Source organism: Mesorhizobium sp. M0037, from assembly GCF_040323635.1.
GTDB lineage: Bacteria > Pseudomonadota > Alphaproteobacteria > Rhizobiales > Rhizobiaceae > Mesorhizobium.
On record NZ_JAMYVB010000017.1, the window covers coordinates 1 to 19,356 of the forward strand.

The 19,356-nt window shown below is 63.3% G+C and carries 22 protein-coding genes and 1 tRNA gene; 13 read left to right on the forward strand and 10 right to left on the reverse strand.

What is annotated here, in order from left to right:
* Positions 1 to 44: 44 nt before the first annotated feature.
* From NKJ78_RS23125 to NKJ78_RS23135, 3 genes are all read right to left on the reverse strand, one after another.
* A tRNA-Glu gene (locus NKJ78_RS23125) sits at positions 45 to 119 on the reverse strand.
* 92 nt (positions 120 to 211) lie between these two features.
* Positions 212 to 619, reverse strand: coding sequence for a VOC family protein (locus NKJ78_RS23130; protein ID WP_023706287.1), 408 nt, complete (start codon positions 617 to 619; stop codon positions 212 to 214).
* 13 nt (positions 620 to 632) lie between these two features.
* On the reverse strand, positions 633 to 1,013 hold the full coding sequence (locus NKJ78_RS23135) for a hypothetical protein (RefSeq protein WP_023701325.1): 381 nt from the start codon (positions 1,011 to 1,013) through the stop codon (positions 633 to 635).
* 25 nt (positions 1,014 to 1,038) lie between these two features.
* On the opposite strand from NKJ78_RS23135, the gene NKJ78_RS23140 reads away from it, so the two are divergent.
* The gene (locus NKJ78_RS23140) at positions 1,039 to 2,097 is read left to right on the forward strand and encodes an RluA family pseudouridine synthase (protein ID WP_023706286.1); all 1,059 of its coding nucleotides are present in this window, start codon (positions 1,039 to 1,041) and stop codon (positions 2,095 to 2,097) included.
* A gap of 188 nt (positions 2,098 to 2,285) precedes the next feature.
* Positions 2,286 to 3,197, forward strand: a complete 912-nt coding sequence (gene rpoH, locus NKJ78_RS23145) for an RNA polymerase sigma factor RpoH (protein WP_023670124.1) — start codon at positions 2,286 to 2,288, stop codon at positions 3,195 to 3,197.
* A gap of 152 nt (positions 3,198 to 3,349) precedes the next feature.
* Here the strand turns inward: rpoH and NKJ78_RS23150 are convergent, their stop codons facing one another.
* The 4 genes from NKJ78_RS23150 to NKJ78_RS23165 all read right to left on the reverse strand — a co-directional run bounded on the left by NKJ78_RS23150 (position 3,350) and on the right by NKJ78_RS23165 (position 5,868).
* Entirely contained in the window at positions 3,350 to 4,222 is an 873-nt protein-coding gene (locus NKJ78_RS23150) for an MBL fold metallo-hydrolase (protein WP_023706285.1), read from the reverse strand.
* A gap of 145 nt (positions 4,223 to 4,367) precedes the next feature.
* Entirely contained in the window at positions 4,368 to 5,027 is a 660-nt protein-coding gene (locus NKJ78_RS23155) for a peroxiredoxin (protein ID WP_023670126.1), read from the reverse strand.
* Positions 5,028 to 5,217: 190 nt separating this feature from the next.
* Positions 5,218 to 5,583 carry a cell division protein ZapA gene (locus tag NKJ78_RS23160; RefSeq protein ID WP_023670127.1) on the reverse strand — a complete coding sequence of 122 codons (366 nt, stop codon included), beginning with the start codon at positions 5,581 to 5,583 and terminating at the stop codon, positions 5,218 to 5,220.
* Between the two features lie 12 nt (positions 5,584 to 5,595).
* On the reverse strand, positions 5,596 to 5,868 hold the full coding sequence (locus tag NKJ78_RS23165) for a DUF4164 domain-containing protein (protein WP_023670128.1): 273 nt from the start codon (positions 5,866 to 5,868) through the stop codon (positions 5,596 to 5,598).
* 273 nt (positions 5,869 to 6,141) lie between these two features.
* Between NKJ78_RS23165 and tkt the strand changes: the two genes are divergently transcribed.
* The 8 genes from tkt (at position 6,142) to NKJ78_RS23205 (ending at position 15,921) form a co-directional block, all read left to right on the forward strand.
* Positions 6,142 to 8,133 carry a transketolase gene (gene tkt, locus NKJ78_RS23170; protein ID WP_023706284.1) on the forward strand — a complete coding sequence of 664 codons (1,992 nt, stop codon included), beginning with the start codon at positions 6,142 to 6,144 and terminating at the stop codon, positions 8,131 to 8,133.
* 155 nt (positions 8,134 to 8,288) lie between these two features.
* Positions 8,289 to 9,299 carry a type I glyceraldehyde-3-phosphate dehydrogenase gene (gene gap, locus NKJ78_RS23175; RefSeq protein WP_023696438.1) on the forward strand — a complete coding sequence of 337 codons (1,011 nt, stop codon included), beginning with the start codon at positions 8,289 to 8,291 and terminating at the stop codon, positions 9,297 to 9,299.
* A gap of 205 nt (positions 9,300 to 9,504) precedes the next feature.
* Entirely contained in the window at positions 9,505 to 11,391 is a 1,887-nt protein-coding gene (locus tag NKJ78_RS23180; RefSeq protein WP_023683985.1) for a potassium/proton antiporter, read from the forward strand.
* A gap of 145 nt (positions 11,392 to 11,536) precedes the next feature.
* Positions 11,537 to 12,739, forward strand: coding sequence for a phosphoglycerate kinase (locus NKJ78_RS23185; protein ID WP_023706283.1), 1,203 nt, complete (start codon positions 11,537 to 11,539; stop codon positions 12,737 to 12,739).
* Positions 12,740 to 12,860: 121 nt separating this feature from the next.
* On the forward strand, positions 12,861 to 13,886 hold the full coding sequence (locus tag NKJ78_RS23190) for a class I fructose-bisphosphate aldolase (RefSeq protein ID WP_023737390.1): 1,026 nt from the start codon (positions 12,861 to 12,863) through the stop codon (positions 13,884 to 13,886).
* A 172-nt stretch (positions 13,887 to 14,058) separates the two neighbouring features.
* The gene (locus tag NKJ78_RS23195) at positions 14,059 to 14,799 is read left to right on the forward strand and encodes a DUF899 domain-containing protein (protein ID WP_023737389.1); all 741 of its coding nucleotides are present in this window, start codon (positions 14,059 to 14,061) and stop codon (positions 14,797 to 14,799) included.
* A gap of 63 nt (positions 14,800 to 14,862) precedes the next feature.
* On the forward strand, positions 14,863 to 15,579 hold the full coding sequence (locus tag NKJ78_RS23200) for a GDSL-type esterase/lipase family protein (RefSeq protein WP_352562647.1): 717 nt from the start codon (positions 14,863 to 14,865) through the stop codon (positions 15,577 to 15,579).
* A gap of 192 nt (positions 15,580 to 15,771) precedes the next feature.
* Complete coding sequence (locus NKJ78_RS23205; protein ID WP_023737387.1) at positions 15,772 to 15,921, forward strand: hypothetical protein; 150 nt, start codon at positions 15,772 to 15,774, stop codon at positions 15,919 to 15,921.
* Positions 15,922 to 15,930: 9 nt separating this feature from the next.
* On the opposite strand, the gene NKJ78_RS23210 is transcribed toward NKJ78_RS23205, so the two are convergent.
* Entirely contained in the window at positions 15,931 to 16,092 is a 162-nt protein-coding gene (locus NKJ78_RS23210; protein WP_023737386.1) for a hypothetical protein, read from the reverse strand.
* Positions 16,093 to 16,295: 203 nt separating this feature from the next.
* Between NKJ78_RS23210 and NKJ78_RS23215 the strand changes: the two genes are divergently transcribed.
* From NKJ78_RS23215 to NKJ78_RS23225, 3 genes are all read left to right on the forward strand, one after another.
* The gene (locus NKJ78_RS23215) at positions 16,296 to 16,466 is read left to right on the forward strand and encodes a hypothetical protein (protein ID WP_023670139.1); all 171 of its coding nucleotides are present in this window, start codon (positions 16,296 to 16,298) and stop codon (positions 16,464 to 16,466) included.
* A gap of 181 nt (positions 16,467 to 16,647) precedes the next feature.
* Positions 16,648 to 17,058, forward strand: a complete 411-nt coding sequence (locus NKJ78_RS23220) for a hypothetical protein (RefSeq protein WP_031253469.1) — start codon at positions 16,648 to 16,650, stop codon at positions 17,056 to 17,058.
* Positions 17,059 to 17,184: 126 nt separating this feature from the next.
* Positions 17,185 to 17,904, forward strand: coding sequence for a helix-turn-helix transcriptional regulator (locus NKJ78_RS23225; protein WP_023683994.1), 720 nt, complete (start codon positions 17,185 to 17,187; stop codon positions 17,902 to 17,904).
* A gap of 63 nt (positions 17,905 to 17,967) precedes the next feature.
* On the opposite strand, the gene NKJ78_RS23230 is transcribed toward NKJ78_RS23225, so the two are convergent.
* Both NKJ78_RS23230 and NKJ78_RS23235 read right to left on the reverse strand, forming a co-directional pair.
* Entirely contained in the window at positions 17,968 to 18,660 is a 693-nt protein-coding gene (locus tag NKJ78_RS23230) for a DUF1013 domain-containing protein (RefSeq protein ID WP_023670142.1), read from the reverse strand.
* Between the two features lie 326 nt (positions 18,661 to 18,986).
* Positions 18,987 to 19,127 carry a DUF1127 domain-containing protein gene (locus NKJ78_RS23235; RefSeq protein ID WP_023670143.1) on the reverse strand — a complete coding sequence of 47 codons (141 nt, stop codon included), beginning with the start codon at positions 19,125 to 19,127 and terminating at the stop codon, positions 18,987 to 18,989.
* Between the last annotated feature and the right edge of the window lie 229 nt (positions 19,128 to 19,356).

Below are 19,356 nucleotides of genomic sequence, written 5' to 3' on the forward strand. Positions count from 1 at the left end.
CGCTGGCGGTTTAGTCTAACTACTTGGTATTTAAGGTGAATTCCTGGTACGCCCAAGGGGAATCGAACCCCTGTTCCCGCCGTGAGAGGGCGGTGTCCTGACCGCTAGACGATGGGCGCGTTCAAGAACCGGCGATATAGGCTGACGGTTTGGAAAAAGCAACTGGGCTTGGAACGGCCGGACCGCTTCTGTGTAATGTCGCTTCGCGAACCTAGCGTTTCGGCTCGATCAGGTCCCACAGATTGCCGTAGAGATCGGCGAAAACCGCCACGGTACCGTAGGGCTCATGGCGTGGCGTTTCGTGGAAGTCGACGCCGTTTTCCAGCATGGTCGCATGGTCACTGTCAAAATCATCGGTTTCGAGAAACAAAACCACGCGGCCTCCGGTCTGGTCGCCGACGCGGCTCTTCTGCACATCGTCCAATGCTTCCGCCAGAAGCAGCCGGGGCCCTTGCCCGACCGCCGGCGTTACCGTCACCCAGCGCTTGCCGTCGCCGAGCTCGATGTCGTCGCAGAGGACAAAGCCAAGCTTGCCGACATACCAGGCGATCGCCTCGTCATAGTCGGCGACGACGAGCGTAACGGTTGCTATGCGGCGATGGTCGGCAAACCCGGTCATTGTTTCGGCCCGCTCATTTGTTGCGTATGGCGAAGCGGCCGATGATACGGCGCTCGGCGATGTCGTAGACGAAGATGGTGCGGCTGCCGTCGCTGATCTCGGCGTCGATCGAAATGCGATTGCCCGACAGAGCCTGGCTGATCACCTTGGCTCCGACCGGGAGCACTATGTCGGCCGCGAGCGGCTCGCCGGGCGGAACTGGAATGTCGTTGGCGAGCGGCGGGTTCGCGGGCGGCGCTTTGCGCGATTTGTAGACAATGGCCGCGATCACCACCATAAGGGCCAGCAAAAGCAGGCCGAGATTGATGGCCATGAAACGGATGAGCCTGCCGCGCACCTTTTCGATCTCGGGATCGAGCGGCTTTTCTTCTTCATCGGCAACGGGCCGGGCCATGGCAGAACTTCCGGAACTTTTTTCGATGAGCGCTCATAGCGAAGAGACCCCTGAATTGATAGAGGCTGGACAATTCATAGAGGCGGCGCCAACCGTGCTCGAAGCCGGCGCGGAAGCGGCCGGCCAGCGCCTCGACCAGTGGCTGGCGAGCGCCCTTGGTCCCGACATGTCGCGCAGCCGGGTGCAGATGCTGATCCGGCAAGGTGCCGTTTCGATCGACGGCAAGCCGGTCGACGAGACCAAGCGCAAGATGAGTGCCGGCGAGCGCGTATCGGTCGTCATGCCCGAGCCGGAACCGGCCGAACCGCAAGGCGAGGCCATCGTGCTCGACGTGCTTTATGAGGACGACGAGCTGATCGTCATCAACAAGCCGGCCGGCCTCGTCGTCCATCCCGGCGCCGGCAACTGGACCGGCACGTTGGTCAATGCCCTGATCCACCACTGCGGCGACAGTCTTTCAGGCATTGGCGGCGTCAGGCGGCCGGGCATCGTCCATCGGCTGGACAAGGAAACCAGCGGCGTCATGGTGGTGGCCAAGACCGACCGCGCCCACAAGGCGCTGTCGGAGGCCTTTGCCGACCACGGCCGCACCGGCGACCTCGAACGTGCTTATCTGGCGCTGGTCTGGGGAATCCCGTCGCGGCCGACCGGAACGGTCGACGCGCCGCTTGGCCGTGCCGCCGACCGCGTGCGCCGCGCCGTCGTGTCGGAAGGCCGTGACGACGCCCGCCACGCCGTGACCCATTTCACCGTCAAGGAGCGTTTCGGCGAAAACCAGCAGCCGTTCGCCGCCGCCAGCCTGGTCGAATGCCGGCTGGAAACCGGCCGCACCCACCAGATCCGCGTCCACATGGCTCATATCGGCCACCCCGTCATCGGCGACCCGGATTACGGCCAGGCCTTCCGCACCAAGGCCAACCGGCTGCCCGAGCCGCTGAAAACCCAGGTCAAGGCATTTTCCAGGCAAGCTTTGCATGCCTGGCTCCTTGCATTTCGGCACCCGGCTACCCATTTATCGATGAGGTTCGAGGCGCCGATACCGGGGGACATGGAGGAACTCGTCGGCGGCTTCCGCAAGCTCTGAACCAGCCAGCTAAAACCTGAGCGGCATTGTTCACTTCAGCGTGACACACTGTTTCGTGTTGAACAAATGCCTGTCTTTTCTGGTTTTGTTCCTATATAAATCAGTTGCCGCGGGCGAGCCTTTTGGTGCTCGCGTCACATGCCCGCCGCGTTTCGGGGGCATCACTCCAATAGAGAGGGGGCGCAATCATGGCCCAGTCACTACCCAGTATTGTTTCCGGCGAAGGCGGCCTCAGCCGCTACCTGGAAGAAATCCGCCGCTTTCCCATGCTTCAGCCGCAGGAAGAGTACATGCTCGCCAAGCGCTACGCCGAGCATGAAGACACTTCCGCTGCGCACAAGCTCGTCACCAGCCATCTTCGGCTCGTCGCCAAGATCGCCATGGGCTATCGCGGCTACGGCCTGCCGATCGGCGAAGTGATCTCGGAAGGCAATGTCGGCCTGATGCAGGCCGTCAAGAAATTCGAACCCGAGCGTGGCTTCCGCCTCGCGACCTACGCCATGTGGTGGATCAAGGCCTCGATCCAGGAGTACATCCTGCGCTCGTGGAGCCTGGTCAAGATGGGCACGACCGCCAATCAGAAGCGCCTGTTCTTCAACCTGCGCAAGGTGAAGGGCAAGATCCAGGCGCTGGACGATGGCGACCTCAAGCCCGACCAGATCACCGAGATCGCCACCCGGCTGAACGTGTCGGAAGCTGAAGTCGTGTCGATGAACCGCCGCCTGTCCGGCGACGCGTCGCTGAACGCGCCGATCCGCGCCAGCGAAGGTGAATCCGGCGAATGGCAGGACTGGCTGGTCGATGACCACGAAAGCCAGGAAGACATGCTGATCGAGCAGGACGAGCTGGAAAACCGCCGCGGCATGCTGTCGGGCGCTCTGGCCGTGCTCAATGATCGTGAGCGGCGCATCTTCGAGGCCCGCCGCCTCGCCGAGGAGCCGCTGACGCTGGAAGAACTGTCGTCCGAGTTCGACATCAGCCGCGAGCGCGTGCGCCAGATCGAGGTGCGCGCCTTCGAAAAGGTGCAGGACGCGGTCAAGGCCGCCGCCAAGCGCCAGATGCAGGCCCTGCGCACGATCGAGGCGCAGCCCGCGGCGTAAAGCTGGGTTCGGCTAAGGAACAGAAGGCGGCGTCGGGAAACCGGCGCCGCCTTTTTTTATGTCTTACGCTTACGCTGGCGATTGGCGAAAGCATTCTTGACATCCAATCTCCCCCCTTGCGGGGGAGATCGGCAGCTTCGCCAACTGCCCTCTCAAAGCCCATCAAGCGGAAACTTCAGATACCGCCTCCCATTGGCCTCCGGTTCCGGCAGCCGTCCACCATTCATGTTGACCTGCAGCGCATGCAGGATCAGCCGCGGCATCGGCAGTGTCTTGTCGCGCGCTTCGCGCAAGTCGACGAACTCGGCTTCGCTGCGCGCCGCAACGAGGTGGATATTCTTTGCCCTCTGCTCGGCGACCGTGCTCTCCCAGCACGGCTCGCGGCCGCCGGCCTGATAGTCGTGGCCGACAAACACCCGCGCTTCGTCCGGCAGCGCCAGAATGCCCTGGATCGAATGCCACAGCCGCGCGGCACTGCCGCCGGGAAAGTCCGTCCTTGCCGAGCCGCTGTCGGGCATGAACAGCGTGTCGTGGACGAAGGCTGCGTCGCCAATGACATAGGTGATCGAGGCCAGCGTGTGGCCGGGCGAGAACAGCACCTTGACCGGAAGGTTGCCGATCATGAACGTTTCGCCTTCCCCAAACAGCCGGTCCCACTGCGAGCCGTCGGCGGGGAAATCCGGCCAGTTGTAGATCGCCTTCCACAGCGCCTGGACTTCGACGATCCTGTCGCCGATCGCCGTCGGCGCGCCGGTCCTTTCCTTGAGATAGTGCGCCGCCGAGAAATGATCGGCATGCGGATGGGTGTCCAGGATCCACTCGAGCTCCAGCCCGTTTGCCCGGACGAAATCCAGCAAGGCGTCGGCATTCTTCGTCGCCGTCGCGCCGGATTTTTCGTCAAAATCGAGGATCGGGTCGATGACGGCGCAGCGTCTCGTCACCGGGTCGGTGACGACATACTGGATGGCGCCGGTCGGCTTGTCGTAGAAGCCGGCGACCTCAGGTTTGGCCGAAGCGATGTCCAATGTCCGGCCCCCCTGCCCCTTGCCCGACAGGAACCGTTTTCTCCGTCGGGTTGAACAAGAGCATGGTCATCTGGCAAAGCGCGCCGGTCAAGCACGCCTTGCCACAAATAGGACTGAAGCCCCAAATAGCTCCGACGGAGAAAACCTAGGCTGACGGCTGCTTGGTCTTCCTGAGATAGGGCAGGATCGTCTCGAAAGCGCCAAAACGCTTGACCGCATCTTCGTTCGAAACCGCGGCGGTGATGATCACATCCTCGCCCTGCTTCCAGTTGGCCGGCGTCGCCACCTGGTGCTTGGCCGTCAGCTGCATGGAATCGACCGCGCGCAGGATCTCGTCGAAGTTGCGGCCCGTCGTCATTGGGTAAGTCAGCACCAGCTTGATCTTCTTGTCCGGCCCGATGACATAGACCGAGCGCACCGTGGCGTTGTCGGCCGGCGTGCGGCCTTCCGACGTCTCGCCGGCGCCCGCCGGCAGCATGTCATAAAGCTTGGCCACCTTGAGGTCCTTGTCGCCAATCAGCGGGTAGTTCACCGTCTGGCCGGTCGCCGTCTTGATGTCGGCCTGCCACTTGTCGTGGCTCGCAACGGGATCGACGGAAATGCCGATGACCTTGACGTTGCGCTTCTTGAACTCGCCTTCGAGCCCCGCCATCGTGCCCAGCTCGGTGGTGCAGACCGGGGTGAAATTCTTCGGATGGCTGAACAGGATCGCCCAGCCGTCGCCGATCCAGTCATGAAACTTGATCGGCCCTTGCGTGGTCTCGGCGGTGAAGTCAGGCGCGATGTCGTTGATACGAAGGCTCATGGCATTATTTCCCCAGCAACAGATTTCGTCAGGAGCGGCCGTGGACGGCGTCAACGCTCCGGCATTCCCGCATCTTAGCGCAAAAATCGCGGCTGCAGGACAATAGGAAACTATTATTGGCGACGGAACGAGCACTTTCGTTCTACGGACCGACGTTGGGCCGACAATCTTTCGTTTGTGCGGGAAAGGCTCAGGCCTTGTTGACCGCCAGCGACGTGGCCAGGTCTTCCATGCGCTGGGCGAGCGCGCCGAGCGCGCTGGTCAGCACGGTGTCGTTCTTGTCGGCCTTGGTCAGCGCTTCGTCGCGCGTCTTGCGCAGCGTCTGCACTTCGGTCTCCATGCCCTTGACCCGCTTCTGCAGCTCCGAAAGCTCGTCCATCACCATGATGCCGGCCATCACCGTCAGCCGCTGGTCGCCGATCTCGCCGAACGAATCCTTCAGATGCGAGACATAACGGTCGAACCGCTCGGCGAGGTCGATCAGGTGCTCTTCCTGACCCTCGTCGCAAGCCATGCGATACTGCTTGCCGTCGATGGAAACCGTGACCTGTGCCATGGCCTGCAGCTCCTACCTGTCCAGCACCGCGCGGATGGTTTCCATGGCGGTCACCAAGCGGCGCGACACTTCCTTGTTGGCATCTTCCAGCCGTTCGGCGCGGGCTTCGGAATTGTCGAGTTCCTGCGCCAGCCGTGAACGGTCGGCGTTCATGCGCTGCACCTCAGCCTCGGCTTCGGAATAGTCGCGCTCGTGCTCGAGCTTGGCCGCGACGGCGTTTTCCAGCCCCTCGATGGCCTTGCCCAGCCTGTGGATGACTTCCTTGAGTGTGGTTTCGCCGGTCATGGCCTTCGTCCTGTGCCCTGCCCATCACCGAATCGCTTCGCGTTCAGAACGCGTTAACAAGGAAACATTAGGCACCGGGTGAAGGCAACGTCAACAAAGCTCTCGCGACTGTCCCCCGCTAACGCTAATGTAGGTCGCCCCATAAGGTCTCAAAGCCATCACAAGACCGGCAAATGTGCAGCCGATTTGTTGACTAAAAGCCCGTGGCTGCTATGTGTCGCGCACTCTTTCCTGGGCTCTGCCAAGCCCACAAATCCCCACCCCGGAGGTACCATGACGTCGCGTGAACAACATGACCGGATGGCCAATGCGATCCGTTTTCTCTCCATGGACGCCGTCGAGAAGTCCCAGTCCGGCCATCCCGGCCTGCCCATGGGCTGCGCCGACATCGCCACAGTGCTGTTCACCCGCTTCCTGAAATATGATCCGAAGAACCCCCATTGGCCGGACCGCGACCGCTTCATCCTGTCGGCCGGCCATGGTTCGATGCTGCTCTACTCGCTGCTGCATCTGACCGGTTACGAGGACATGACCCTCGACCAGATCAAGCATTTCCGCCAGCTGGGTTCCAAGACCGCCGGCCATCCCGAATACGGCCATGCCACCGGCATCGAGACGACGACCGGCCCGCTCGGCCAGGGTCTCGCCAATTCGGTCGGCTTCGCGCTCGGCGAGCGCATCATGAACGCCGCCTTCGGCAACGACCTCGTCGACCACTACACCTATGTGCTGGCCGGCGACGGCTGCCTGATGGAAGGTGTTTCCCAGGAAGCCATCGCGCTGGCCGGCCACCTCAAGCTCAACAAGCTGATCGTCTTCTGGGACAACAACAACATCTCGATCGACGGTCCGGTTTCGCTTGCAGACAACACCGACCAGGTCGCCCGCTTCCAGGCCTCCGGCTGGAACGCCAGCCACATTGACGGCACCGACCCCGAGGCGATCGCCTACGCCATCGAAGCCGCCCGCCATTCCGACAAGCCGACGATGATCGCCTGCAAGACGACCATCGGCTTCGGCGCCCCGACCAAGGCCGGCACCAACAAGGCGCACGGTTCGCCGCTCGGCGCCGACGAGATCGCAGGCGCGCGGAAATTCTTCAACTGGGACTCGCCGCCCTTCGAGATCCCGGCCGACATCCTCGACGCCTGGCGCACCGCCGGCAAGGCCGGCGCCAAGCCGCGCACCGACTGGGAGGGCCGCCTGGCCAAGGCCCAGCCTGAGTTGAAGGCCGAGTTCGAGCGCCGCCTCGCCGGCAAGCTGCCGTCGAATTTCGATGCCGTCATTGCCGACTACAAGAAGAAGCTGTCGGCCGACAAGCCGAAGGTCGCCACCCGCAAATCGTCGGAAATGGCGCTGGAAGTCATCAATGGCGCGGTGCCGGAAACCATCGGCGGCTCTGCCGACCTCACCGGCTCCAACAACACCAAGACCAGCCAGACCAAGAACATCACGCCGGACGATTACGGCCAGCGCTATGTCCACTACGGCATCCGCGAGCATGGCATGGCGGCCGCCCTCAACGGCCTGACGCTGCATGGCGGCCTCATCGCCTATGGTGGCACCTTCATGTGCTTCTCCGACTATGCCCGTCCGTCGATGCGGCTGGCGTCGCTGATGGGCATCCGCTCGATCTTCGTCATGACCCATGATTCGATCGGTTTGGGCGAAGACGGCCCGACCCACCAGCCGGTCGAGCACCTGGCGGCGCTCCGCGCCATCCCCAACCACAATGTCTTCCGCCCGGCCGACGCGGTGGAAACCGCCGAATGCTGGCAGATCGCCATTGAATCGGAAAAGACCCCGTCCACCCTGGCGCTGACCCGTCAGAACCTGCCGACGGTGCGCACCGAGCACTCGGCCAGGAACCTCAGCAGCCAGGGCGCCTATGAACTGGCCGCGGCGAGCGGCGAAGCGGCGGTGACGATCTTCGCCACCGGCTCCGAGGTCGAGATCGCGCTCGGCGCCCGTGATTTGCTTGAAAAGCATGGGCACCCGACCCGGGTCGTCTCGGTGCCTTGCTTCGAACTGTTCGACCAGCAGAGCGACGCCTACCGCAAGGAGACGATCGGCAACGCGCCGATCAAGATGGCGATCGAGGCCGGCATCCGCCAGGGCTGGGATCACCTGATCGGCTCCGACGGCATCTTCATCGGCATGACCGGCTTCGGCGCTTCCGGCACCATCGAGCAGCTCTACCCGCATTTCGGCATCACCGCCGAAGCCGCGGCCAAGGCTGCGGAAGCCCGCCTGCACGGCAAGTAAGATCAGGGTCAGTCCCGCGCACCTCCAAGGCGGATTCGCGGGGCTGGACCAACCTAATCGATTTAACTTCGGCCTTCTGCGGCTGGATTCTTGTGCCATCCGCCGCTATGAAGCTGCGGACCCATCTGCCGCCTCCAGCTCCCAGGGAGAGTAAAATGACCGTCAGAGTTGCCATCAACGGATTTGGCCGCATCGGCCGCAACATCCTGCGCGCCATCCATGAATCCGGCCGCAAGGATATCGACGTGGTCGCCGTCAACGACCTCGGCCCGGTTGAGACCAACGCGCATCTGCTGCGCTATGACAGCGTGCACGGCCGCTTCCCGCACGAAGTGTCGGTCTTGGGCGACCAGATCACCGTCGGCAAGGAGACCTTCAAGGTCACCGCGATCAAGGACCCGGCGCAACTGCCGTGGGAGGAACTCGGCATCGACATCGCGCTCGAATGCACCGGCATCTTCACCGCCCGCGACAAGGCTGCCGCGCATTTGACCGCCGGCGCCAAGCGCGTCGTGGTCTCCGCGCCTGCCGAAGGTGCTGACCTCACCGTCGTCTACGGCATCAACCACGACAAGCTGACCAAGGACCACATCGTCATCTCGAATGCGTCCTGCACCACCAACTGCCTGGCGCCGCTGGCCGCAGTGCTGCACGAGACCGTCGGCATCGAAAAGGGCATGATGACGACGATCCACTCCTACACCGGCGACCAGCCGACGCTGGACACCATGCACAAAGATCTCTACCGCGGCCGCGCGGCTGCCCTGTCGCAGATCCCGACCTCGACCGGTGCGGCCAAGGCGATCGGCCTGGTGCTGCCCGACCTCAAGGGCAAGCTCGACGGCATCTCGATCCGCGTGCCGACCCCCAACGTCTCGGTTGTCGACTTCAAGTTCATCGCCAAGCGCGCCACCACCGTGCAGGAGATCAACGAAGCGGTGATCGCCGCCTCCAACGGCAAGTTGAAGGGCATTCTCGGCGTCACCCATCACCCGAATGTGTCGATCGACTTCAACCACGATCCGCGCTCGTCGATCCTGGCGCTCGACCAGACCAAGGTCATGGACGGCAACTTCGTTTCGGTGCTGTCCTGGTACGACAATGAGTGGGGCTTCTCTAACCGCATGGCCGACACCTCGGTCGCCTTTGGCAAGACCATCGCCTGACCTGAAGGCATCGTCTCGCAGCTTCGAACGCCCGGCTTGTCCGGGCGTTTTTCGTCAGGGCGGCGGGCAAGGCGCGCCAAGCCGCCAAACGCCGGAAAATCAGCGGCATCAGGCAAAAAGCCATCCTTGCGCCTTGCACCGGCCATGCCTTCGCCCCACTCTCCCGTGAATCGGTAGAAAGAGGAATTCGAGGGGCAAATCACGGATGGAGCATGCGATCTATCTCGTCACGCTGGTCGGCACAGCGCTAGTCGTCGCCGCAGCGTTCTCGAGCCTGATCGCCTTCCGCTTCGGCGCCCCTTTGCTGCTGCTCTTCCTCTGCATCGGCCTCGCCAGCGGCGTCGATGGTCTCGGCATCGAATTCGACAATGCGCGCGTGGCATATTTTGCCGGCTCGCTGGCGCTGGCGGTCATCCTGTTCGATTCCGGTTTCGGCACGCCGCTCAACGCGCTGCGCCAGGCGGCCGGACCGGCGGTGTCGCTGGCGACCTTCGGCGTAATCCTGACCACTGGCCTGTTCGGCGCCGCCGCCTATTACCTGCTCGACCTCAGCTGGCTGGAATCCTTCCTGCTCGGCGCCGCGGTCGCCTCGACCGATGCGGCGGCCGTCTTCTTCCTGCTACGCGCCGGCGAGATCAATCTGCGCGAACGCGTGCGCGCGACACTGGAAGTCGAATCCGGCACCAACGACCCGATCGCCATCTTCCTGACCATCACGCTGGTCGAGATCATCGCCGCCCACGCCAATCCCGAGACCCATGTGCTGGTCACCGACCTGATCCTCGGCTTCCTGCTCAATATGGGGCTCGGCGCCGTCGTCGGCGTGCTTGGCGGGCTCGGCATCGTGCGCCTCGTCGACCGGCTCAACCTTGACCATGGCTTGCTGCCGATCTTCGTGCTGACCCTGTCACTGATGGTGTTCGCCGCCGCCGGCGCCATTGGCGGCTCGGGCTTCCTGGCGGTCTATCTCGCCGGGCTCATTGCCGGCAACTCCGACATCCGCGCCGTCACCATCCTGAAGCGCTTCCAGGACGGCATGTCGTGGCTGGCACAGATCATCATGTTCCTGATCCTCGGCCTGTTCGCGACACCCTCGCAGTTTCCGGCGATCATGGTGCCGGCGGTGCTGCTCGGCCTGTTCCTGATGTTTGTCGCGCGCCCTGTCGCCGTCTGGCTCTGCCTTATCCCGTTCCGCCTGCCGCGTCCCGAGATCGCCTTCGTCTCCTGGGTCGGCCTGCGCGGCGCCGTGTCCATCCTGCTTGCCATCACCCCGCTGCTCGGCGGACTGGAGAACGGCCGCACCATCTTCAACGTCGCCTTCATCATCGTGCTGGTATCGCTGGTGGTGCAGGGCTGGTCGGTCGGTCCGCTGGCGCGCCGGCTCGGCCTGATCGTGCCGGCGAGGCTCGGGCCGCTCGACAAGGTCGAACTCGAACTGCCGGGCTCCGCCCATCACGAACTGCTCGCCTACCGCGTGGCGCCCGGCAGCCCGGTGGCGCGCGGCGAGCGTATCCCGCGCTGGGCACGGCCCTCGTTGGTGCTGCGCGACGGCCGCTCGATGCGTTTCCAGGACATGGGCCGGCTCGCGGCCGGCGACCAGGTCTACATCTTCGTGCCCGACCGCTATCCGCGCCTGCTTGACAAGCTGTTTGCCAGCCGCGCCGTAGTCGACCCCGAGGATGCCGACTTCTTCGGCGCCTTTGCCGTCGATCCCGCCCGCTCGGCCGCAGAGCTCGAGGCCGCATACACTCCGGGATTGAGCGAAGCCGAGCAGAAGCTCACCGTCGGCGCGCTGGTGACGGCGCGGCTCGGCGGCCATGCCGAATATGCCGACCGGGTGCTGATCGGCCCGATCGAATTGATCGTCCGCGACGTCGACGACAAGGGCAAGATCACCGGTCTCGGCCTCTCCTTCGAGCCGACCGCGCCGGTGGCGCGGGTTCCGGTGTTCCTGAGCGCCGGCGAGATCGGCGATCGTGTCTCCGCCTTCATCCGCAACTGGCGCAAGCCGACCGAGACGCAGACTGCAGAGGCGACAGCCAATGAGAAGGCCCTTGAGCCGACGGCGGAAAAGATAACGACAGAAGGCTGACAAGCGATCGGTTCACGCTGACGTCCCGCATCATCACGACAGCCTTCGCCTTGATCTCAAAATTTAGCTCGCACCCCGGCTCAAGCCTTGCATCGTCATCGATGCGAGGTATGGTCCCGGCGATTTTCCACGGAAAGGAACCCGCATGGCCGCCTTCAAGACACTCGACGATATCGGCAATATCAGCGGCAAGCGCGTGCTGGTGCGCGTCGACCTCAACGTTCCCGTCGCCGACGGCAAGGTCACCGACGCCACCCGAATCGAACGCATCGCACCGACCATCGCCGAACTGTCCGGCAAGGGCGCCAAGGTCATTCTGCTCGCGCATTTCGGCCGCCCGAAGGATGGTCCCTCGCCCGAATTCTCGCTGGAGCCGATCGCCAAGGCTGCCGCGGAGGTGCTTGGCCGCCCGGTCGGCTTTGCCGGCGATTGCGTCGGCGACACGGCGGGCAGTGCGGTCGCCGCCATGAACAAGGGCGATGTGCTGCTGCTGGAAAACACCCGCTTCCACAAGACCGAGGAGAAGAACGACCCTGATTTCACAGAGCGGCTCGCCGCCAATGGCGATATCTTCGTCAATGATGCCTTCTCCGCCGCCCACCGGGCGCACTCCTCGACCGAAGGCCTGGCGCGGCTGTTGCCGTCCTATGCCGGCCGCACCATGCAGGCCGAGCTCGAGGCGCTGGAGAAGGGGCTCGGCAATCCGGTCCGCCCTGTCGTCGCCATTGTCGGCGGCGCCAAGGTGTCGACCAAGATCGACTTGTTGATGAACCTGGTGAAGAAGGTCGACGCGCTGGTGATCGGCGGCGGCATGGCCAACACTTTTCTCGCCGCGCGTGGCACCGCTGTCGGCAAGTCGCTGTGCGAGCATGACCTTGCCGCGACCGCCAAGCAGATCATGATCGAGGCCGCCGAAGCCGGCTGCGCCATCATCCTGCCTGTCGACGGTGTCGTCGCCAAGGAATTCAAGGCGGGTGCGGCCAGCGAGACCGTTGCCATTACGGATGTCCCGGCTGACGGCATGATCCTCGATGTCGGCGAAAAGACCGTGAAGACGATCGGTGAATGGATCGACCGCGCCGCGACGCTGGTCTGGAACGGCCCGCTCGGCGCCTTCGAGATCGAGCCTTTCGACCACGCCACGGTGGCGGCGGCCAGGCACGCGGCGGCCCGCACCAGGGCCGGCAAGCTGGTCTCGGTCGCCGGTGGCGGCGACACGGTGGCCGCCCTCAACCATGCCGGCGTCGCCGACGACTTCACCTATGTCTCGACCGCCGGTGGCGCTTTCCTGGAATGGATGGAAGGCAAGCCGCTGCCCGGCGTCGACGTCCTGAAGAAGCAGGCCTGATCGGGACGAGGGCGTCAAACGAGGCGCTGGAAACTTTCAATCGATTCGAGCTTTCCGATGCCATTCCTTTGGCGGTAGACTTCCCTTAAGCGCGGAACAACACCGTCAAGGAGAAGCAAAAATGAGCGAACGTCTCGAAGACATTGCCGCCGCAATGGTGGCCGGCGGCAAGGGCCTGCTGGCCGCCGATGAGAGCTCCGGCACCATCAAGAAGCGCTTCGACGTCATCGGCGTCGAATCGACCGCCGACAGCCGCCGCGACTACCGCGAGATGATGTTCCGCGCCAAGGACGCGATGACGAAGTACATCTCCGGCGTCATTCTCTACGACGAGACCATCCGTCAGAAGGCTGCCGATGGCACGCCTCTGGTCGACATCATCAAGGCGGCGGGCGCCATCCCCGGCATCAAGGTCGACACCGGCGCCAAGCCGCTGGCCGGCTTTCCCGGCGATACCGTCACCGAAGGCCTCGACGGCTTGCGCGAGCGGCTCGCTGACTACTACAAACTCGGCGCCCGCTTTGCCAAATGGCGCGCGGTGATCGACATCGACACCGGCAAGGGCGTGCCCTCGGCCAATTCGATTGCCTCCAATGCCCATGCGCTGGCCCGCTATGCCGCACTGTGCCAGGAGGCCGGCATCGTGCCGATCGTCGAACCGGAAGTGCTGATGGACGGCGCGCACGACATCGACACCTGCTACGACATCTCGAAGGCAACGCTGATCAAGCTCTATGACGAGCTGCATGCGGCGCGCGTTTTGCTGGGAGGCACCATCCTGAAGCCGAACATGGTGCTGGCCGGCAGGAAGTCGGGCAAGGTGAGCAGCCCCGAAGAGGTCGCGGAAAAGACCATAAAACTGTTCCGCGAAACCGTACCGGCAGCGGTGCCGGGCATCGCCTTCCTTTCGGGCGGGCAGTCGGACGAGGAGGCTACCGCCAACCTCAACGCCATCAACGCCATCGGCCCGCATCCGTGGAAGCTGACCTTCTCCTATGGCCGCGCCTTGCAGGCCGCCCCGCAAAAGGCCTGGAGCGGCAAGGCATCGAACGTCGCCGCCGGCCAGGCCGCCTTCACCCATCGTGCCCACATGAACCATCTGGCGGCGCTGGGACAATGGACGGCGAGCCTCGAACAGGCCGCCTGAGCGCAGTCCTCCCGTTGTCATACAACCCGGGCCGATGCGCCCGGGTTTGTTTATGCAAAGCCCGGCTTGGACGGAGTTCGTCCATCCTTATCTCCTTTTCGGCAAAAGCTGACGGCGATGTCGGTTTCTGCCCACCCCAAACGTCCTTGGGTGAACAGACAGGGAGAACTTCATGACTCGCAGCAAGGTGGTTTCGCGTGAAGACTGGTTTGAGGCGCACAAGGCGCATCTGGCGCGCGAGAAGGAATTGACACGGTTGCGTGAGCGCATCGCCGCCGAGCGGCGTGAACTGCCCTGGATGAAAATCCGCAAGGACTATGTCTTCGAGACCGAGCAGGGTCCGAAGAACCTGGCCGGACTGTTCGGCGCCAACAGCCAACTGATCGTCTACCACTTCATGATGACGCCAGGATCGAACCACCGCTGCGAAGGCTGCTCCTTCCTTGCCGACCATATAGACGGCGCCGATCAGCATCTCAGGCACCACGACGTGTCGCTGGTGGTGGTTGCGCGCGCGCCGCTGGCGGAACTGCTGCCTTACAAGCAGCGTATGGGCTGGAAATTCGACTGGGTGTCGTCCTACGCCTCGGATTTCAACTTCGACATGCAGGTCTCCTTCACCGACAAGCAGATCGCGGGCGGCGACACCACCTACAATTTCGAGACGCGTCCGCGCACGTCAAAGGACCTTCCCGGCACCAGTGTTTTCTACAAGGAAGAGAACGGCGACATATTCCTTACCTTTATGTCGCGCGCCCGCGGCGGCGAGGCGCAGATCGGCACTTACGACTATCTCGACATGACACCGAAGGGCCGCGGCGAAAATGGCCCTTATCATAGCCTGATGGACTGGGTGCGGTTGCATGACGAATATCAGGACAAGCAGGCGGACAAGCCGAACTGCTGCGACTAGAAGCTCGTTCACCTCAGGCGAAACTTGCGCTAAGGCTGCCGCTGATCTCTAAACGGTATCGCCATGCGCTTCCCGGCCCTTCTTACCTGGCTCGCCTACCCCGTTTATGTCTGGCAGGGCCTCGGCGTGCGCCGCCGCACCACCCGCATGCTGCCGGCACAAGGGCCGGTCATGCACGAAATATCGGGCAAGGCGCCGGCCATCTCGCTGCTGGTGCTGGGCGATTCCTCGGCCGCTTCCGTCGGCATCGGCAATTCCGAGAACGGGCTTGCCGCGCAGCTTGCCGTCATGATCGCGCAACGAACCGGCCTTGCCGTGCGCTGGCGCGCCGCCGGCTTCAACTCGGCAACGTCGGGCCAGATCCGCGACCATGTGCTGCCCAATCTGTCGGCCGATCCGTGGACGCATATCGTGCTCGCCATCGGCACCAACGACACCAAGAATTTCCACTCGGTACCGCGCTTCAAGAAGGAGTTCGGTGGCCTGCTCTACGCCTCGCGTGCCAAATGGCCGGAGGCGCGTGGTGTGGTCGCCGGTGCTGGAGTTCACCCGCGCGCCGGCCATGCCGCCGCTGCTTGGCAAGATTCTCGAAATCCGCGCTACCGCAATGAACCGCATGGGCGAGCGCCTCTGTTTCGAGCGCGGCGCCGTGCCGGCGCCACGGCTGCCGATCACCAACCCGGAGGCCGGCTTTGCCTCCGATGGCTTTCATGCCTCGGAAGCCGGTTACCGCGCCTGGGCCGAACATCTGGTCGGATGGGTGCTCGCCGATTGACCTGAGGGGGCACAAGCTCGGACTGGTGGGCTTCAGAGAACTGACATGAGTATTTCCAAATACTGTTGATTGCAGCCTGCTTCCAATGGATCTGAGCCAGAATATCATCCAGCAGCAATGGATGAGCTACGGCCTGGATTCCGAAACCGGCAACGACACCTGCACGCTGACCGGCAACCGCGCCGAATCGGGCAAGCATGTCATTCCGGACCGGCCCGGCCAACGCCACGCCTTTTATTGCGGCGAACCTGCCGGAATTCATGACGACGCGCGGTGGCGATTACTTCTTCGTGCCCAGCCTCAACGCCATCCGGATGATTGCCATGGGAACGATGGACCCGACCTGACCCTCAAGGCTATGTCCAGTGCCCCAGCGCACCCGCCAGCGCGATGGCCGCCATGGCGAGCAGGGCCAGCTTCCAGAAATCGCCGCGCCGCTTCAGGCCCGGCCAGCCGAGCGGCTTGATCAGCTGAATGGCCATCATGCCGATGATGACGAGCGCGAGGAGTTTCGACATGCCCGCCTTTGAGCAGCATCGCGACAGGCTGTCAAAGCGGTTCTTGCATGGTCTCGGTCGACTTGGCCATTCCTGACAAAAGGCTCGTTCCGAACCGACCGCGAAGCACCTCGCAGCTTTCTTCAACGAGCTGACATGCTCCTGACAGACTGCTGTCAGGAGGGGTATGCGATAGTGTCTCCATCAGAGAAGAGGAGATGGTCATGAACAGCTTTGGTATTTTGAACAGCGTACAGCACTATGTCGGCAAGATCCGCACGATGCGCAATGAAGTCCGTACCCAGCGCTTCCTGAACTCCTTGCCGGCGGACATCCGCAAGGACATTGGCTGGCCGGATATGTATGAGGGTCACAGCCGCATTCGCGAGATCTGAGGCGTTTTACATGACAATGCTTGGATGCGGACCCCGCAACGCCCGGATCATTGACATGGACCCCCGGCGGCGACGCCTTGGGCTGGCGCAAAGACTTTTGGCGCCTGCTACGGACAATGCTGAAGGCTCCTGACAGAATGCTGTCAGGAGCACCATGCCATAAACGTGTCAGGAGACATGAATGGTGAAAAGCTGGAACGACAGGCTGAACACGCCGGGCGTCAACGGCGTGAAGCCGACGCCACGCACAATGGGCGACGTCGTCGAGGGCCAGCCGATGCTGGTGCCGACGGCCCGTCAGGTCGATGATTTCATCCGCACGATCCCCAGCGGCCTCGAGATGGATGTACGCGCCTTGCGCACCGCGCTCGCCATCGAGCATGGGGCGCAAGTGACATGTCCGGTCACCATCGGCTATCATCTGCGAACCGTCGCCGAAGCCGCCAATGAGGATCTCGAACGCGGCATGACGCTGAACGATATCACGCCGTACTGGCGTGTGCTCGACGTGAACACGCCGACAACGAAGAAGTTGTCCTTCGGCGCGGAATTCGTCGCCGTGCAGCGCAAGCGCGAAGGACTTAAACCATAATGCGTGTCGCCCAAAAGTGCGCAGCGGTTTTTGGGAGAACGACAAGCATAAAACAGGACATGGATGTCACCCGGAACCGGTTTTGGGACCATGACATTCATAGACAAGCAGCCGAGGGACCATACGATGCGACGTGCCGACAGGCTCTTTCAGATCGTGCAGCACCTGCGTGGCGGCCGGCTGGTCACCGCCCAGAAGCTCGGCACATGGCTCGAGGTTTCCGAGCGGACCATCTACCGCGATATCGCCGATTTGCAGTCGACCGGAGTGCCGATCGACGGCGAGGCCGGCGTCGGCTACATGATGAGGGAGGGTTTCGACCTTCCGCCGCTGATGTTCACGCGTGACGAAATCGTCGCGCTGGTCGCCGGCGCCCGCATGGTGCGGGCCTTTGGCGGCGCGGCCATGGCGCGTGCGGCCGACGAGGCGCTGGTCAAGATCGGCGCCGTCCTGCCCGACGCCGAGAAGGACCGCATCGCCCGCACCGAGATCCACACGCCGATGTGGGTGGTGAGCGACGCCGCGCGTGAGGCGATCGACGTGATCGAGCGCGCTGTCGAGAAGCGACAGGTGCTGACCATCGACTACCGCGACGAGGCCGGCCGCGGCACCGGGCGTGACATCCGTCCGCTCGGTCTGTGGTTCTGGGGCAAGGTATGGACGCTGGTTGCCTGGTGCGAGATGCGCGACGATTTCCGCGCCTTCCGCATCGACCGCATCGCCTCGGTGGTCATCGCCGGCCGCATCTTCAAGCCTGAGCGCGGCAAGCAGCTTGCCGACTTCTACCGCGCCGTCGAACGCTCGGAGGACTATGGCATGACGCCGGACCGGGCGGCGCGCAGCTGAGACTTCGATAATCAATGAAAAAGCCCGCTCGAAGCGGGCTTTTTTGATGAACTGTCGCAAACCTTACTCGTCGTCCGCATCTTCCTTCTTGGACTTGAGCGCCGAGAGCTTGGCGAACACGGCGTTTGCGTCGAGCTCGGCATCCTCGTCCTTCGGCTTCTCCGGCGCCGGCACCAGGCGCTCGGTCACGGCAGCCGGCAGCAGCGTGTCGCCGACAGGCTGCGCCTGCTCGCGGCCGCGCGAGGCGCGGTTGACTTCCATGTCGAGGTCGATCTGCGAAGCGAGACCCAGCGTCACCGGGTCCATCGGCTGCAGATTGGCCGAATTCCAGTGCTTGCGCTCGCGGATCTGTTCGATCGTCGACTTGGTCGTGCCGACCAGGCGCGAAATCTGCGCGTCCTTCAATTCCGGATGGTTGCGGACCAGCCACAGGATGGCGTTGGGCCGGTCCTGGCGCTTCGACAGCGGTGTGTAGCGGGGACCCTTGCGCTTGGATTCCGGCACCCGCACCTTGGGGTCGGACAGTTTCAGGCGCTGGTTCGGATCCTTCTCGGCGCGCGCGATCTCGTCGCGGGTCAGCTGTCCGGTCATGATCGGATCCATGCCCTTGATGCCCTGCGCCGATTCGCCGTCGGCGATCGCCTTGACCTCGAGCGGATGCAACCCGCAGAACTGCGCGATCTGCTCGAAGGAAAGCGCGGTGTTGTCGACCAGCCAGACGGCGGTCGCCTTGGGCATCAGCAGCGTATTGGCCATTTCAAAAATCCTTCTCGTTCGCCCGCGTTCCCGCGCGGGCGGTGGTTTAGAGCCACCAAAATGGGAAATTCGCGGCCTGTATAACCGCTCCGCTGCCGTTTCGCAATGTTTTTGGCGCAGGGCGCAGCCGTCGGACACCGGACAGCGGGGGAGGCCGGGAGGACCTCGGCTCCGACGATCATTGATGCCGAGTTGTAACAGGGGTCCAAAACGACAAAACCCGCCGGACAGGGTCCAGCGGGCTCGGAACCGGCGACGGGATACCGTCTGCGGCGGCTCTTGCTTCTGCCGCGTGGTCAGGCCTCATCGGCCGACCAGGCTTCGAATTAGATGGCCTTGCGGGCAATCCTCTCGATGTCGCCGCGGCTGATGCCGAGATCGCTGAGCTGACGGGCATTGAGCTTGTTCAGCTCGCGCACGGTTTCGTTGTACATACGCCAGTTACGGAAAGCGCGGATCGGGTTCATGGTGTCCTCCAGTTGTTGGATCAAATCGTTTCGATGACGCTTAGATAGGCAGGACTGCCCACGAATTGAACAGACGTCTTTGCATAGCCGCAATGCAAATGCTGCATTGCAGCATTAAGCTTCTGTTCATCTTGCCGACAGGCTGAGCGCGGAGCATGGCGCGAGGTTCAGGTCAGGCCGAGCCGAGAATGGTGGCTCCCGAGAACCGGAGCGGAGCGTACTTCAGTAC